The organism is Amaricoccus tamworthensis, from assembly GCF_049800875.1.
Classification (GTDB): Bacteria; Pseudomonadota; Alphaproteobacteria; order Rhodobacterales; family Rhodobacteraceae; genus Amaricoccus; species Amaricoccus tamworthensis.
Genome location: NZ_JBNAFV010000012.1, coordinates 120,316 through 136,985, shown reverse-complemented (window position 1 = coordinate 136,985; position 16,670 = coordinate 120,316). Strand labels below are relative to the sequence as shown.

The 16,670-nt window shown below is 59.4% G+C and carries 16 protein-coding genes; 12 read left to right on the top strand and 4 right to left on the bottom strand.

The features are described 5' to 3' along the window. Positions 1–4: 4 nt before the first annotated feature. On the bottom strand, positions 5–1,162 hold the full coding sequence (gene dprA / locus ACP15P_RS16925; protein WP_424929638.1) for a DNA-processing protein DprA: 1,158 nt from the start codon (positions 1,160–1,162) through the stop codon (positions 5–7). Between the two features lie 162 nt (positions 1,163–1,324). Between dprA and ACP15P_RS16920 the strand changes: the two genes are divergently transcribed. Further along, entirely contained in the window at positions 1,325–1,999 is a 675-nt protein-coding gene (locus tag ACP15P_RS16920; RefSeq protein WP_424929637.1) for a VPLPA-CTERM sorting domain-containing protein, read from the top strand. Positions 2,000–2,010: 11 nt separating this feature from the next. On the opposite strand, the gene tldD is transcribed toward ACP15P_RS16920, so the two are convergent. After that, positions 2,011–3,435, bottom strand: coding sequence for a metalloprotease TldD (tldD, locus tag ACP15P_RS16915; protein ID WP_424929636.1), 1,425 nt, complete (start codon positions 3,433–3,435; stop codon positions 2,011–2,013). A 166-nt stretch (positions 3,436–3,601) separates the two neighbouring features. Between tldD and coxB the strand changes: the two genes are divergently transcribed. From coxB to ACP15P_RS16865, 10 genes are all read left to right on the top strand, one after another. Beyond that, entirely contained in the window at positions 3,602–4,462 is an 861-nt protein-coding gene (coxB, locus tag ACP15P_RS16910; RefSeq protein ID WP_424929635.1) for a cytochrome c oxidase subunit II, read from the top strand. Between the two features lie 10 nt (positions 4,463–4,472). Beyond that, entirely contained in the window at positions 4,473–5,429 is a 957-nt protein-coding gene (gene cyoE, locus ACP15P_RS16905) for a heme o synthase (protein WP_424929634.1), read from the top strand. A gap of 13 nt (positions 5,430–5,442) precedes the next feature. Next, positions 5,443–5,628 (top strand): hypothetical protein, encoded by a 186-nt coding sequence (locus ACP15P_RS16900; protein ID WP_424929633.1) that lies wholly within the window; start codon positions 5,443–5,445, stop codon positions 5,626–5,628. A gap of 3 nt (positions 5,629–5,631) precedes the next feature. Then, entirely contained in the window at positions 5,632–6,249 is a 618-nt protein-coding gene (locus ACP15P_RS16895; protein ID WP_424929632.1) for a cytochrome c oxidase assembly protein, read from the top strand. A gap of 14 nt (positions 6,250–6,263) precedes the next feature. Further along, positions 6,264–7,052, top strand: coding sequence for a cytochrome c oxidase subunit 3 (locus tag ACP15P_RS16890; protein WP_424929631.1), 789 nt, complete (start codon positions 6,264–6,266; stop codon positions 7,050–7,052). 198 nt (positions 7,053–7,250) lie between these two features. After that, positions 7,251–7,922, top strand: coding sequence for an SURF1 family protein (locus ACP15P_RS16885; protein WP_424929630.1), 672 nt, complete (start codon positions 7,251–7,253; stop codon positions 7,920–7,922). Positions 7,923–7,940: 18 nt separating this feature from the next. After that, a complete protein-coding gene (gene thrC / locus ACP15P_RS16880; protein WP_424929629.1) occupies positions 7,941–9,335 on the top strand; it encodes a threonine synthase in 1,395 nt (464 codons plus the stop codon). Next, on the top strand, positions 9,332–10,597 hold the full coding sequence (locus tag ACP15P_RS16875) for a M16 family metallopeptidase (RefSeq protein WP_424929628.1): 1,266 nt from the start codon (positions 9,332–9,334) through the stop codon (positions 10,595–10,597). The genes thrC and ACP15P_RS16875 overlap by 4 nt, the downstream gene beginning before the upstream one ends. 12 nt (positions 10,598–10,609) lie before the next feature. Then, positions 10,610–11,215, top strand: coding sequence for a GNAT family N-acetyltransferase (locus ACP15P_RS16870; RefSeq protein ID WP_424929627.1), 606 nt, complete (start codon positions 10,610–10,612; stop codon positions 11,213–11,215). Then, complete coding sequence (locus ACP15P_RS16865) at positions 11,212–12,639, top strand: FAD-binding oxidoreductase (RefSeq protein WP_424929626.1); 1,428 nt, start codon at positions 11,212–11,214, stop codon at positions 12,637–12,639. Before ACP15P_RS16870 ends, ACP15P_RS16865 begins: the two co-directional genes overlap by 4 nt. Positions 12,640–12,903: 264 nt before the next feature. Here the strand turns inward: ACP15P_RS16865 and ACP15P_RS16860 are convergent, their stop codons facing one another. Next, a complete protein-coding gene (locus ACP15P_RS16860) occupies positions 12,904–13,512 on the bottom strand; it encodes a flavin reductase family protein (RefSeq protein WP_424929625.1) in 609 nt (202 codons plus the stop codon). A 96-nt stretch (positions 13,513–13,608) separates the two neighbouring features. Between ACP15P_RS16860 and ACP15P_RS16855 the strand changes: the two genes are divergently transcribed. Continuing rightward, a complete protein-coding gene (locus tag ACP15P_RS16855; RefSeq protein ID WP_424929624.1) occupies positions 13,609–14,115 on the top strand; it encodes a GNAT family N-acetyltransferase in 507 nt (168 codons plus the stop codon). A 2-nt stretch (positions 14,116–14,117) separates the two neighbouring features. On the opposite strand, the gene ACP15P_RS16850 is transcribed toward ACP15P_RS16855, so the two are convergent. Continuing rightward, entirely contained in the window at positions 14,118–16,559 is a 2,442-nt protein-coding gene (locus tag ACP15P_RS16850; protein WP_424929623.1) for a hypothetical protein, read from the bottom strand. Positions 16,560–16,670: the final 111 nt, after the last annotated feature.

Below are 16,670 nucleotides of genomic sequence, written 5' to 3'. Positions count from 1 at the left end.
CGGTTCAGGCGAGACTGATCAGGCCACCTGGATGTCGGCGGACCTGGCCCGCGATCTCCAAATCGGCCAGTGCTGCCGAGACTTCCGAAACCGGTTGCCCCAACTGGCGCACCAGAATGTCCTCCGGGACCGGTGTTGGTCCGAGCAGGGACAGTATGTCTGGTGTGCCTCCGGTGGTTGCCGGGGGCGCTGAAGATTGAACCAGCTCCGGTGCCCGTTCCTGCCGCCTCGGTTGGGGGCCGTGAGTGAGAATGACGCTGAGGGCCTCGGCCACGTCTTCCGCGTTGCGCACGAGTGTTGCCCCGTCGCGGATAAGCTGGTTACAGCCTCCGGCGCGCGCGTCCATCGGACTGCCGGGGATTGCCATCACCTCCCGTCCCTGGTCCAGCGCATTGCGCGCCGTAATAAGACTGCCGGATTTCAGGGCACCCTCAACAACAACGATACCATGCGCCAAACCCGATATGATCCGGTTGCGGCGGGGAAAGTCATTGGGGCGGGGATCATGGCCGATTGGCATTTCCGAGATGCGCAGACCTTTTTCCGCGATGGATTGAGCCAGATCCGTGTTCTCTTTAGGGTAGATGACGTCGATGCCACCGGCCTGCGCCGCGATGGTGCCGGTCTCAAGGGAGGCTCGATGGGCCGCGGTGTCGATGCCGCGGGCGAGCCCGGAGGCGATGACAAATCCCAATTCGCCCAGTTCCGCCGCGATGCGTGTCGCCATGCGGACCCCAAGCGCGGAGGAATTGCGTGCGCCGACAATCGCGACGGTCGGACGCTGTCCGGTGTCGATGTTGCCCATGGCCCATAGAAACGGCGGGGCGTCAGCCGCCGTGGCCAGCAGTGGCGGGTAATCCGGCGAGCCGAGCAACAGGGGAACCGCTCCATGGGCGAGGGCCGCCTCCCATTCCCTTTCCGCATCGGCAAGTGGGAAGGCCTCATAGCCCTTCACCCCGGCCGCTGCGGCGACATCGGGCAGGGCCCCGAGCGCTTCCGTCGCTGACCCGTGTTTGCGGATCATCCTTATGAATGTGGCGGGGCCGACCCGGCGCGACCGGAACAGCCGCAACCAGTCCAGTTGCGCGGGAAGCGATCTGGGCAGCGCCGCAGGCGGGATTTTGCCCGAAACCGGAGTTTCAGCCTGTAGGGTTCGTGTCATGTTGCCAGCAACACCGGAACCCGTTAACGGAGCCTCAACAGCATCGTGTGTCGGGCGGATCCCGGCTCACCCGGAGCAATTTTTCTTTCCAGGTGTCACCGGAGCTGCGGGTGGGGTATAGTCCCAACGGGTATTATTTCGGGTACTGGGGGTAACTGGGATATGTCGATACGTTACTTGGCGCGCGCGTCAGTGCGCGGTTTTTTGGCCGCATCACTGGCGTTGCTACTTGGAAACAGCGCCGCACATGCGGCATTTGTGACCATTGATGAGCCCGGTCTTGATGCCGTGTTCTCTCAAAAGTCTTTTGGGAACAAACCTATAGACGTGGTGATCCGGCCGACCCGGGAACTCAACGCGCCACATCTCCTGGAGATTGACGATCAGTATGACCTGAATGAGGTCTACAGCTTCTCAACCGCGTCGAAGCCCGCAATTGGTATGCTTTTCGTCGACAGCATAACCTACTGTGATGGATATGGTCACACCATCATCGGATGCGGATGGATAGGAGATTCGGGAACGATCGTAGAATCAGTTTTTTCCGCATCGTCCAAAGGCACCTCCCTGCAGGCCCATGAAATCGGTCACACCCTTGGACTGACTCATACGGAACGGGGTTTGATGGAGCCCTATAACCACGGGTCTCTGGAACTGACCCGCCGGGAGGCCCGCAAAATTCACCTCAGTGATCTGGTGCAGAAGGACCGCGACGGACATTTCATCGAGATATCGCCATATGTGGTGACGGCCGTGCCGATCCCGGCGTCCGGACTGCTGCTGCTTGGAGGTGTGATGGCGCTGGTCGCCGGATCGCGACTGCGCCGAACAGCGTAGCTGTTGAGACCCTACGCCGCGCTTCCGCCGACCGTGAGGCCGCCGATCAGAAGCGAAGGCTGACCAACGCCAACCGGCACGCCCTGGCCGTTTTTGCCACAGGTGCCGACACCCGGGTCCAGGGCCATGTCGTTTCCGACCGCGCGGATGTGCATCAACGCGGTGGCCCCGTCCCCGATCAAAGTGGCACCCTTGACCGGTGCTCCGACCTTGCCGTCGCGCACCTGATAGGCCTCAGTGCAGGAAAAGACGAACTTTCCGTTGGTGATGTCCACCTGGCCGCCGCCAAATCCGACCGCGTGAATACCGTCCTTCATTCCCGCAAGAACATCCGCCGGATCAGAAGTGCCGTTTTCCATGATTGTGTTGGTCATACGCGGCATCGGGATATGCGCGTAGCTCTGGCGACGTCCGTTTCCGGTGGGTGTCACACCCATCAGCCGGGCGTTCTGGCGGTCCTGCATGTAGCCTACGAGTATGCCGTCCTCAATCAGCACGTTTCGGGCGCTTGGCGTGCCCTCGTCGTCAAAACTGATTGACCCACGCCGGTCAGGCAGGGTGCCGTCATCGACCACCGTCACACCTCTCGCAGCGACCTGTTGTCCCATGAGACCCGCGAAAGCGCTCGTCCCCTTGCGGTTGAAATCGCCCTCGAGGCCATGGCCCACGGCTTCGTGAAGAAGGATGCCGGGCCAACCCGGCCCGAGCACCACGTCCATCACCCCAGCAGGCGCCGGTACCGCGTCAAGGTTGACCTTCGCGATGCGCAGGGCCTCAAGCGCGACGGGCTTCCAGTTGTCCTCGCCCATAACGGTCGAAAGCCCGGCGCGTCCACCACCACCATGGGAGCCCGACTCCCTGCGGCCGTCCTTTTCAACGATCACCGATACGTTAAGGCGCACCATCGGACGGGCCTCGGCGAGGCGCAGTCCTTCAGGCCGAAGGATTTCAACTTCCTGCATGGAAGCTGCCATGTTCGCGGTGACCTGAACCACCGAAGGATCCTGTGAGCGCAGGAAGTCGTCAATCTCACGCAGCAGATCGACCTTCACGGAAAACTCAGCGTCATCGAAGGGATCCAGATCGGTGTAGAGACGCTGGTTGGTTGCCGCCGGGGCGTCGGCAAGCGTCCCGCCTCCCGCACCCACAGCCAGCCGGGTAGTTTCCGAGGCGCGTTTTAGCGCGCTGATGGATATTTCAGTCGAATGGGCATAACCGGCGGTTTCCCCGCGTACCGACCGCAGGCCGAACCCCTCCGACGCGTCGTAAGTTGCGGTTTTCAGGCGTCCGTCATCAAAAACCAGGGCTTCCGAGCGTTTGCGCTCCAGAAACAGCTCCCCGTCATCGGCCCCGTCGGTTGCGGATCGCAACACATCAAGAGCCTCCGCCTCATCCAGCGAAGTTTCAAACGGGCGGAATCTCGGGGAGGTCTGCATGAAATGTCTCCAGTGCGGTGAAAATGACGTCCCGGCAGTGAACCATCGTCACTCCAAGTCTTGTTCTTTATTGTTTAATATGGTTGATCTGCGCCCAGCTACAATACAAGATTCCCGACGACCCGGACGGCGGGTTTGTGGGCAGCCGAAAAAATGGACGGTGGATATGGTAAACAAATGGATCGGTCGAGCATCAGCAACCCTGTTTGGAGCCGTGCTATCCACCCAGGCTTCGGCGCAGGGTGAGCCTACGGATCTCCCGGTCATTGGTATTCCAACTCCCGATGGAACGGGTTTTCAGCCGGCCGCGACCGAACTGGCGCATGACATTCACTGGCTCGATACCTTCCTGCATTCCATTATGCTGGTTATCGTTCTCTTCGTCACTGCGCTGCTGATCTACTGCATCGTGCGCTTCAACAAGCGGGCCAACCCGAACCCCTCGACCTTCACGCATAACACGCCTCTTGAGATTGCCTGGACCTTGGTTCCGGTTTTGATTTTGATCGTTATCGGATCGTTCTCGCTTCCCATCCTCTTCAAGCAGCTTGAGGTACCCGAGCCGGACGTGACCATCAAGGCGACCGGCAACCAGTGGTACTGGTCCTACGAATACCCCGATTACGAAATGGTGTTCGACAGCCTGATGCTCCAGAAGGACGAGCTCGAGGAATTCGGTTACACACCCGACACGTATCTGCTTGCCACCGACACCGCGATGGTTGTTCCGGTCGGCGCGACGGTCAAAATGCTCGTCACCGGTGCTGATGTGATTCACTCCTGGACCATCCCGGCATTTGGTGTGAAGCAGGACGCCGTTCCAGGCCGGATTGCCGAAAGCTGGTTCGCGGCTGAGGAGGAAGGCATCTACTTCGGCCAGTGTTCCGAGCTTTGCGGCAAAGATCACGCCTACATGCCGATCACCGTAAAGGTGGTCAGCGAGGAGGCCTATGAGGCCTGGCTCGACTGGGCAATCGAGGAACATGGCGGCGTGCGCCCCGACGCGGAAGTCGCACAGGCCAACTAAGGGCACCTGAATGACCGAAGCCAGCTGGACTGACGCAGCACGCGAGCATGAAACGGAGTTTGGCGATTACGTCGAGCTCCTGAAGCCGCGCGTCATGCGCCTGGTCATCTTCACCGCACTTGTCGGGCTCTTCGCAGCCCCGGTTGCCACGCATCCCGTGATCGGCTTTGCCTCGATCCTGTGTATTGCGGTGGGTGCCGGTGCATCCGGTGCTCTGAACATGTGGTGGGACCGGGATATTGACGCGGTCATGTCCCGTACGGTTTCGCGTCCCATTCCCTCCGGTCGGGTTTCGCCCGGCGAGGCGCTGGCAATTGGTCTGGTTCTGGCCGTGTTCTCGGTCGTCATGCTGGGCCTATTCGCAAATCCCGTCGCTGCGGGACTTCTGGCCTTCACGATCTTTTTCTACGCTGTGGTGTATTCCATGTGGCTCAAACGGGCCACGCCACAGAATATCGTAATTGGTGGCGCTGCCGGTGCGTTCCCTCCGATGATCGGATGGGCCGTCGCAACCGGCAGCGTGTCGATCGAGAGCGTGCTGATGTTCGCCCTGATCTTTATCTGGACCCCTCCGCATTTCTGGGCGCTGGCGCTGTTCCGCAATGATGACTACTCACGTGCGAACGTGCCCATGCTGCCCGTGGTTGCCGGTACGCGCTCAACGCGCAACCACATTCTGGTTTACACTCTTCTGCTGGCACCCATCGCAATCGCACCGGCATTCACCTCCATTGGCGGCTCGGTGTATTTGGTCGGCAGTGTCGTCCTGAATGCAATATTCTGCTTCGGAGCCTGGAAAATCTGGTGCCGTACTGACGACGTCGCTGCTGGAGACCGGTTCCAGGTGGAGAAGCGCTTCTTTGGCTTCTCAATCCTCTACCTGTTCCTGCACTTCGTGTTGATCCTTGTTGAGGCTGGATTGCGCGTGGTCGGGTTTGCGCCGGTCAGCCTTCCGGTTCTAATGTGATGGGGCGGCGCTCATGAGACCTGACAGTCACGAAATTTTCGGTAGACGCAAAAGCCGCAATGTCGGGCTTGGCCTTGTACTGGGTGCATTTGTCCTGATTGTGTTCGCCGTTACCGTGGTCAAACTCACGCAGGGCGTCAGCATGGAAGGTTTCGACCACCAGACGCGAAACAGCCTGCTTCCCGCAGAGGAGGAGTAGATCATGCCTGAAGCGAAAAACAAGAACGGCCGTATTGCAATGACCTTGACCACTGTGGTTGCAGTCATGGTCGGACTGAGCTTTGCCGCCGTACCGCTCTATGATCTTTTCTGTCGCGTAACCGGCTATGGCGGAACGACGTCCGTGGCCGATGCGGGCACGGACGTGCACATAACGGATCAGGAAATCACCGTTCGGTTCGATGCCAACGTGAGCCCGGGCATTCCCTGGGAGTTTCATCCCGTTGAACGGACGATGAAAATCAAGATTGGCGAAACCGGGCTGGCATTCTATGAGGCCACCAACACGTCCGACGAGCCCGTTGCCGGTGCGGCAAGCTACAATGTGGCGCCCTATTCCGCGGGAGGCTACTTCTCTAAAATTGCCTGTTTCTGTTTCGAGCTTCAGGTGCTGCAGCCCGGCGAGACCGTCGAGATGCCCGTCACGTTTTACGTCGACCCCGAGATCCTTTTGGACCGGGAAACAAAAGACGTGAATTACATTACCCTGTCCTATACCATGCACCGCACCGATCTGCCGGAAACCGAAACGGGTTCCCTGGCGGTCGAGCCGGAAATTGAGGTGGTCGGGCTGGGATCCGATCAGATCTCCGTACAATAACCAAGGAGCCTGCGATGGCCGGTCAAAAGAACCACGATTACCATATTCTACCCGCGAGTATCTGGCCGTTCCTCAGTGCCATCGGCGCGCTCGTCATGCTCACGGGTGCAATCCTGTGGTTTCACGGAATGGGCCCCTGGGTCTGCCTGATTGGTTTGGCCGGTGTGCTCTACTGCATGTACGGCTGGTGGGCTGACGTTGTCGACGAAAGCATGGCCGGCGACCACACTCCGGTGGTCCAGATCGGTCTGCGCTATGGCGTCATCATGTTCATCGTTTCCGAGATCATGTTCTTCGCCGCCTGGTTCTGGTCGTTCTTCAAGCACGCCATGTACCCGATGGACGCAATCGACAACACGTGGCCTCCCCCGGGAATCGAAACATTTGATCCGTGGCACCTGCCGCTCATCAACACCCTGATCCTTCTATGTTCCGGCTGTGCCGCGACTTGGGCGCACCACGCGATTGCCCATGAAAACAATCGGGATCACCTGAAATGGGGTCTGTGGATTGCGGTAGCGCTCGGTGTCGTTTTCACGATCTTCCAGGCATATGAGTACAGCCACGCGCATTTCGGTTTCTCCGGAAACATTTACGGCGCGAACTTCTTCATGGCGACCGGCTTCCACGGTTTCCACGTGATTGTCGGCACGATCTTCCTGGCCGTATGTCTGCTGCGGGCCTACAAGGGCCACTTCACGCCGACACAGCATGTCGGTTTTGAGGCGGCCGCCTGGTACTGGCACTTCGTCGATGTGGTCTGGCTGTTCCTGTTTGCCGCCGTCTACATCTGGGGTGGCTAAAATTATCCGGCTTCCGGCGATATGGCAGGGCCCCTTCGGGGGCCCGCTTTGTTTTTGGGGTGCAATGGCTGCAGTGAACCCGTCGCATTTTGATTGCCGGGGAACTGGTGTTTGTATGTGCGGAATGTGTGATGTGAAGATCGGTGAATGTATGGGCGTAATGACACTTTCCCGTGCCTCGGCGGAGAATGAGAGCGTATGACGCGAAGAATGATTGGCCCGCTAATTTTTGGGCTGGTAGGAATAGCAATATTGCTCAACCTCGGGTTTTGGCAGGTCCGCAGGCTCGCGTGGAAAAACGACATCATCGCGAGTATCGAGGCGCGCCTGGAGTCCGAGTCGGTCGCCTTGCCGGATGAGCCGACGCCCGAGGACAGTCGGTATCTTCTGGTCCGAGAGAGCGGAGAGATTTTGCCTGGAGAAATCCATGTCTACACGTCCCGCAGCGGTGACGGCGTCGGCTATCGGGTGATCGTTCCTTTCGAAACGGCGGCTGGACGGCGCATTCTGCTCGACCGTGGGTTTGTGCCCATCGCGGATAAGGACGCTGAGCGTTACCTCGGCCCCATTGAAGTTGAGGGCGCCCTCGACTGGCCGCGGGAGACCGACAGCTATACCGCCGACCCCGATCTTGAGAAGAATGTGTGGCTCGCAAGAAACGTGCCGAAAATGGCTGATCACCTTGAGACCGAACCGGTGTTGCTGGTCACCTCCGCCAGCAGCGATCCAAACCAGCCCGTTCCGATGCCGGTGACGGTCAACATTCGCAACAACCATTTTGAGTATGCCGTCACCTGGTTCCTGCTGGCTCTGGTGTGGGCGGTGATGACAGTTTATCTGCTTTGGCGTATCAAACGCGCGGATCAGTGAATCGAAAGCCGAATTGTAATGCAGTATGTCTCTACCCGTGGTCAGGCCCCGAAAATTGGATTTGAGGAGGCGATGCTCACCGGACTGGCGACCGACGGTGGTCTTTACGTGCCGGAAACCTGGCCGCAGTTGAGCCAGGAGGAAATCGCCGGGCTCGCCGGGCTCTCCTATGAGGAGGTTGCGTTTCGGGTGATGAAACCCTTCATCGGGGAAGCGTTCACTGACGCGGAATTGAAAGGCATTATCGAGCGGGCCTATTCCGGCTTCCGGCACGTGGCGCGCGTGCCGATAGTGCAGATCGGGCCGAATGACTGGCTGCTGGAGCTGTTTCACGGACCGACGTTGGCGTTCAAGGATGTCGCAATGCAGTTGATCGGGCAGCTGTTCGAGGCAAGCCTCGCCCGGTCGGGACGGAACGTGACCATTGTTGGCGCCACGAGTGGTGACACGGGTTCCGCCGCGATTGAGGCTTTCCGGGGGCGCAAGGGGGTCGAGGTGTTCATTCTCTATCCCGATGGACGCGTATCGGACGTTCAGCGGCGGCAGATGACAACGCCGGATGATGCAAACGTTCACGCGCTGGCCATCGACGGTGACTTCGACGATGCCCAGGCCCGTCTCAAGGACATGTTCAACGATCATACCTTCCGTGATTCCGTAGGTTTGGCCGGTGTCAATTCGATCAACTGGGCGCGGGTCCTGGCTCAGGCGGTATATTATTTCACGGCTGCAGTGGCCCTCGGTGCGCCCGGTCGCAAGGTGAGCTTCACGGTTCCGACCGGCAACTTTGGCGATATTTTTGCCGGCTACGTTGCGAAATCCATGGGGCTGCCAATTGACCGCCTGGTCATAGCCACGAACCAGAATGACATTCTGCATCGCACACTCGAAACCGGTGCACACACCTGCGAAACGGTGCAGCCTTCGGTGAGCCCGTCAATGGACATCCAGATCAGTTCGAACTTCGAGCGGCTTCTCTTTGAGCTCTACGACCGTGAGGGCACAGCCGTTGTTCAACTCATGGATGACCTCAAGTGGGCCGGCGGCTTCGAACTGTCCCAGGGCGCACTTGAGCGGTTGAAATTCGGGTTCTCCAGCGCACGCGCCTCTGAGGAACAGACACTCGCCACAATCCGCGCGACACTTGAGCAGACTGAGGAAGTCGTCTGTCCCCATACCGCCGTCGGCATTCATGGCGCACGTGTCGTTGAGCGCGATCCTACCGTACCAATGGTGGTCCTGGCGACGGCCCATCCCGCCAAGTTCCCCGATGCGGTGGAGCAGGCCTGCGGCATTCGTCCCGAGCTTCCCCGGCACATGGCCGATCTGTTTGACCGTCCCGAGCGGATCACGCGGGTGGCCAATGATCTTGAAGCCATCAAAGCGATTGTGGCTGGCGAGGCCGTTGCATGAGTGTGGTTGTTCATAGACTTTCGAATGGTTTGCGAATTGCCGTTGAACCCATGCCGGGCCTCCATTCCGCCTCCGTCGGCCTTTATCTGACCGCGGGTGGCCGCCACGAACGCGTTGAGCAAAATGGCATCGCGCATTTCCTCGAGCATATGGCGTTCAAAGGCACACCAACCCGAACTGCCCGCCGGATTGCCGAAGAGATCGAGGACGTGGGCGGTTACATCAACGCCTATACCGGCAAGGAAATGACTGCGTATTTTGCCCGCGTTCTCGCGGCCGATGTCGAGAACGCGCTCGATCTGCTCGCGGATATCATCCTCAACCCGCTGTTCTCGCAGGGGGACATTGAGACCGAGCGCGGTGTGATTCTTCAGGAGATTGGTCAGGCTTTCGATACGCCAGATGACATTATCTTCGACTGGCTGCAAGAAACCGCGTTTCCCGAGCAGCCGATGGGTCGTACGATCCTCGGCCCCGCCGAGCGCGTGTCAAATTTTGGTCGCGACGATCTGGCCGGCTTTGTAGGTGAGCGCTATGGACCTGACCAGATAATTCTGGCCGCATCCGGTGCCGTTGACCCTGAGCGACTGATCGCCTGCGCGGAGCGGCTGTTTGCACATCTTCCGGCCCGCTCGCGTCTGCCGGTCCAGGCCGCGAAATACTCCGGCGGGGAACGCCGTGAGCATCGCGAACTGGAGCAGGTTCACATGGCGCTGGCGCTGGAATCCTCCAATATCCGGTCCGAAGAAATCTTCGCGGCACAACTCTTTTCCAGTGCGTTTGGCGGTGGAATGTCGTCCCGTCTTTTCCAGGAAATTCGCGAGGCGAGGGGGCTGTGCTATACAATCTTCGCGCAGACCGGAGCATATTCCGATACGGGCATGATGACCATCTATGCCGGAACCGGCCCGGATCAGATCCTTGATCTTTGCGAGGTGACGATGGATGAGATCCGCCGCGCCGCCGAGGGCCTTGAGACCGCTGAGATCGATCGGGCGCGGGCGCAGCTCAAAGCGGGCGTTCTCATGGGGCTTGAAAGCCCCTCCGCACGGGCCGAGCGTCTGGCGCGAAACCTCTCCGTCTGGGACCGCATCCTCCCTATTGACGAGACACTCGGCAAGATTGAAGCCGTCACCGCCGAAGAAATCAAAAACTACGCACAGAATTTGGTGGTCCGGGCCGATCCGGCTCTCGTGCTGCTCGGGCCTTCTCCGGCGGATGCGCCCGACCTTGCGACCCTGTCGGCCAGACTGGCCGCCTGACCGGGTGCTGTGATGGGGTTGGTTCTGCGGCGGCGGCGTACCCTGCCGATTTTGGAAACGGAGCGGATGGTTCTCCGGCTCCCCGAAATGCGCGACTATTCCAACTGGAGCACGTTGCGGCGGGAAGGCGAGGATTTTCTGCGCCCCTGGGAGCCGGCCTGGTCGCCGGATCATTTCTCCAAACGCTCGTTTCGTGCGCGGGTCTACTGGGCGAGCCGTGCCCGCGATGATGGCCGGGCGCTTTCCATGTTCCTAATATCGCGCCATAATGAGGAATTGCTCGGCGCGATTACACTCGACAACATTCGTCGTGGTCCGGCGCAGACCGGGTCGGTTGGTTACTGGATCGGACCGAACCATGCGCGCCAGGGCTATATGTCTGAGGCGCTTCTGGCAGTTACCGATCACGCGTTTTCGGTTCTGGACCTGAGCCGCATTGAGGCCGCATGCCTGCCGGAAAACACGCCGTCGCGGGGCCTCCTGCAGCGGTCAGGCTTCGTAGAGGAAGGCCGCGCGGAGAGCTACCTTCAGATCAATGGACAGTGGCGCGACCATGTTCTTTACTCGAAACTCCGTCTCGACCGCCGCCAGTACAGACACATGGAGTCAGAATTTTGACCGACAGACCCGAACACGCACCCGCGGACGCGGAAACGCTCGAAAAACTTGAGCAGGTGCTCGGTCCGGGTGGTGTCAGGGAGGTTGAACCGCGCTACCTGGAGGAACCTCGAGGTCGCCATCACGGCCGGGCTGGTGCTGTCCTTCGCCCCTCAAACGCGGAGAACCTCGCCAAGGCTGTAAAGATCTGTTCCGACGCGCGTGTCGCCATGGTTGCCCGCTCCGGTGGGACCGGCCTGGTTGGTGGGCAGGTCATGGAAACAGGGCCGGAGCCGGTTCTGATCTCTTTCGAGCGCATGAACACGATTCGGGAGGTTGACCCTCGCGACAACATCATCGTGGCCGAAGCCGGTGTGGTGCTTTCAGATGTGCATGACGCCGCAACAGACGTCGACCGGCTCTTTCCTCTTGCTCTGGCGTCCCAGGGAACGGCCTGCATCGGGGGCCTGCTTGCCACGAATGCCGGGGGCGTGAATGTGCTCCGGTATGGCAACGCCCGCGATCTGTGTCTCGGGATCGAATGCGTGATGGCCGATGGCACGGTTCATCATGGTCTTGGCGGTCTGGTGAAGGACAATATGGGTTACGATCTGCGCCACCTGATGATCGGATCGGAGGGAACACTTGGCCTGATTACTGCCGCCGTGTTGCGACTGCATCCAGTGCCAAGGGAAACGGTGACGGGCTGGATTGCCGTCGGAAGCCCTGATGAGGCGCTCGAACTGCTCAACCTGATGCGCGGCTCCCTTGGTGGGTCGATCAGCGCGTTTGAACTCATTCACCGGCAAGGCCTCGATTTTCTCCGGGAGAAGATGCCGGACGTCCCTATCCCCCCCGATTTTGACAGCGAATGGCTGGTCCTGACCGAAGCCGCGGATGGACAGGGCGCGATGGTTGAGGAACGGTTTATGGCAACGCTGGAAGCCGCCTTTGAGGAGGGTGCGGCTTCCGACGGTCTGATCGCACAAAGCGGCACCCAGCGTGAGGCCTTCTGGAACGTCCGCGAATCCATTCCCGAGGCGAACCGACTGGTGGGCGCGGTTGCCAGCCACGACGTTTCGCTCAAGGCCAGTCGCATCGCCGAGTTCATCGGCAAGGCACGAAGCCTGCTTGAGGACCTTAACCCGGACCTGCGCCTGAACTGTTTTGGACATCTGGGCGACGGCAACCTGCATTTTAATATCTACGGACCCAAGGGCGCTAATCGAAAAGACTATGACAGGTACCGCGAACCTGCGACGCAACTGGTCCATGAAACGGTTCATGAATTTGGCGGTTCTGTGAGCGCGGAACATGGCGTGGGTCGCCTGAAAGTTGCGGACCTCGAAAGGTACGGCGACCCCGCGAAGTTGAAGGCGATGCGCGCCCTGAAACAGGCTTTGGATCCCCTGGGTATTCTCAACCCGGGTGCCGTGCTGGCCTGATTTTTTTGGCTGTTCTGGAAAAGACTGCGCCTTCTCCTTTGGGGGGGGGGGAAGGAGAAGGCGCGATATCCAGACTGGAGGGTCTGATGGTTTGCAAGCAACTGTCCAACTCGTTGGACAAGACCCTTTTCGCCCGAATTGGTTACCAAAGGTTTAACAGAATTGACTGTCACTCACCTTTAAGTGGAAAAAGTCATTTTTTTTAGGTGCAGGCCTGATCCGGCCCGAATTTTGAAACAATCGGCCCAAAAACGGCGTTCAAAGTCACTTTTGCCCCGGTCGATTCAGCGAAAACCGTTTCTCCACCGCCGAGTAGTCCCTGTATCCCAACCGGGCCATGGGCTCATAGGTTAACGGATCCACCATTCCGTTAACCAAAATGGACTCGCTTATGTGGATGCCAATTACCTCTCCGATAACCATATGGTTATTCTCTCCCGGCAGCTCGATAATTTTCCACAGACGGCATTCCATGGCCGCATCGGCGGTTTTGACGCGTGGAGCAGCCACCAGTTCACCGGGTACTTTTTCCAGACCGGCTTTCGCGAACTCATCCTCACCATTTGGGTAATCCCCCGATGAGATGTTCATCGCGTCGGTCATGTTCCGTCCGACAATGTGGTGAATGAACTCCCCGGTGGCCCGGATGTTGCTCAGGGTATCCTTGGCTGATCCGTCACGTTTGGTGCCGGTGCTGGAATACATGATCATGGGCGGCGTGTCGGCCACGGCATTGAAATAGCTGAACGGCGCGAGGTTTGCTTCACCCTTTGGGTTCACACTGGAGATCCAGCCGATGGGGCGGGGCGTGATCAGCGCCTTGAATGGATTATGCGGCAGGCCGTGATCCGTTTTTCCTGGTTGATAAAACATGGAAAGCCCCCGGTAAGTTCAATGTTCCGTCACCCATAAGAGCGTGTTATCCACCTGTCCAGTGGGTTACGCGCTCAGGATTTTCGTGGCCGGACAATGTTTCGACTGAACAGTGAAAAGGCGGTAGACCTCCAGGAGGTCGAATACCTCTATGACCTGGCGTTTGCGCCAGGCCGTACCGCCCTGTCGTCCTATCGGCTGCGGGATGGGGTCGACCCCGTTGAGGGGCTTTGCCTCGTCGCCCGAGATGAATACGACGCCGTCGCCGGTGCCATCCGCTACTGGCCGATCCGGATCGGTGACGCCGGTCACGAGGCGCTGCTGCTCGGTCCCGTCGCCGTACACCCAACGCGCCAGGGCGAGGGGCTTGGCGCGATACTTGTGGATGAAAGCCTGAGGGTCGCTGAGCACAAAGGCTGGTCACGGGTCGTGCTGATCGGGGATGAACCGTACTACCGCCGCTTCGGGTTCCGCCGCGACGTCGCCCCCGGTCTCGAATTTCCACCTCCCACAAATCCCGACCGCATCTTGGCCCGCGAGCTTGTGCCTGGGTCTTTTGATGGCGTGTCCGGCATGGTGCGGGGCTGGCACGACCGGGATTGAGATCAGCTGTCCTCGAGCTCCCTTTCAGCCTCCCGCGTCGCGTCTGGAGCCGTCGGCGCCGGTTCACTCAGCTTGTTCTCTTTCGGATAGCGCGGGTCCGGTTTCTCCGGATGGTGCCAGAACGTTTCCAGCGCGCGGAACTCCCGGGCCACCTTCTGACGGCTTAGTTGATACTGGGCTTTCGCAGCGCTCGGTTGACCCTTCTGCATGCCGGATGAAATGTCATCCTCGCCGGGGAAACGCTCCCGTATCCACGCTTTGATCTCCTCGTCCGTTGCCTCCGCGCCACCCGGCTCAGCCCGGCTGAGGAAATCCCCGTCCCAGGTCAGCTCGGCCTTTTGTGGCGGGTTAAGAAGGATATCGAGCGCACGGATTTCATCGCATCGAGTGTACCAGCTCATCGCGACATCCGAGTTTGCCTCAAACGTGAAGGAGCGGAGGAATTCACGGCCCGTTTTGTGGTTATAGCGCGTTCTCACAAGATTGAGGCTGTGATCGTTGCGGTAAAGCTGGCTCGACCCACGCGCATTCAGCAGGCCTTCCACCGGGCTGGTAAGAAACTGAAATGCTTTCTGGAGAGGTGAGGCCAGTTCGGTGGGCGAATCCGCCGGGAAGGCCCGGACCTGCAACACGGCGACACCGGCACAGTTTTCAGTGATCCAGTCCGCAATGCTGTCCTCCTCAAGATACGAGGTCAGCTGGTCCACGCCGTAATTGTCGTAATACCCCGCATCCACCGGTCGCCGACCGGGTTTGATGGGTAGCGAAATTGCGGGCGAGATATATGGAAAGGTCGCATTAAGCCGGGTTGCCGTGGCCAATGTGACACCGTTATGGGCACCGCGAAAGACGTCAAAAATCTCAACGGATGTCTTGTTCACATCGCTTGCGGGCGCATCCGGTCTAAGACCCCGCCGTCGGATGTCTTTAAGGTTGAGGTTCGAAAACAGCGCCACCGACCCCGTTTCGACCAGCATAGGTGACAGAATAATCGACGTCGCAATCCCCTCGCGTTCCTTGGCCACAATATCCCGGAAGGGCCTGCAGAGGGTCGTCCACTGCTGGTCAAGCACACGGCCCCTGTCGGTTTTCGGGGCGATGGGCAGCATAATGTTAAGGAGATCCCGGCGTGCGAGTTGATGCGCGACCGGGGACAGACTGTCGCGGGCAATTGGAAAGACGCGATCTCCCCCATCCGGATCGCCCATGCGCTCGCGGGTGTCGCGACAAATGCGATCGGTAATGCCCTCATGCAGCTTCTCTTCCGCCGACATCGCCACAAAATACGACCCGGCAACCATGCCGCCCGATGCTCCGGTGATCAGCCGCAGGTTGGACGCGAGCCCCGGCCAGCGTCCGTCGAGGCCGCTGCCCTCAATCAACCGGTCCATCACAAGACTGGTCCAGAACGACGCCCGGTAGGCTCCGCCCGATGTCGCGAGCAGAGCCAGTACCGGTTTTTTCCCGGGGGTATTTTGCGTTGCCCGCGCATGCCATGCTTTCAGGCAATCCAGCGGTTCAAGCAGTGGCGTTCCGGACTGGGCCATCTTCTCCGTGTGCTGCGGGTTGCCGGCAAAATGTTCAAACCCAGGGATGCTGAATTTTTTGTCGCCCGAGTTCGCGTAGACCAGCCAGCCGACAAGCGCGAGAACAACAAACGGTGCCCACTCCCCGAAACGGCTAAGAATTCCAAACCCGAGGATCTCAAACAGAATCACCAGGCTGAAAATGGAAACGCAGGGCAGGGCGCTTTTTCGCATGAACTCGGCAAACACGAAGATCGCATAGGGAATTGCCGCCTGACGGAACGGGTCCGTGGAGACTGGTGCCAGATCGGGTATGTCCAGCGTACCAAACCACACCGAGATCATGACGAAAGCGAAACCGAGGGCCGATCCGAGCCCGGTCCGTTTCAGTTCCTGCAACTGTCGTTTCGGGCTGCGCCTCGAAAAATCAGCCAGCCTCCTCCGCAGCGCAAACCAGGAGAAAAGCGCAATGGTGATGCCAGCGACGACCAACCCGCCAATCAGCCACATTACCGCCCCTCCATGGGTGCTCTCCTGGAACAGCTCGGTGGGACAGTGTCGTAGCTGTCCATCAACGGTGCATCGGGCTTCCCCAACCGAGTGAATCCCGATCCACGAGAGGCCACAAACCGCGACAAATCCAAATCCAGTCCAGAATGCCGGACTGGCCGTCAGCTTCTGTAATTCAAATGGAATGCCCTGCCGGATTCCTCCCGGTGCGGTATCAGTATCCGAATTTCGCCAGCAGGCTTCGGGAGAGTAAATCTGGTTGTCGTCCCGAAAGAGGTTTGGCAGCCCCATGCCGCGCCCGAGTTTGGCTCCAACCGACAGCAATATTATGAGCTGTGGCAGAATATACATCCAGTTGACGGCGAGTAATCGTAGTTCCAGCGCGATGGGGTGCTGCAAAAAATCCATGATCCCGAACCTCAAAAACCATACATGGTCACGCCGGGAGCGCGACCGATAATCGTAAGGTTAACATAAATTAAGGAAAAAGTCGCGGGATGGTTGCTGCCCCGGCAGGCG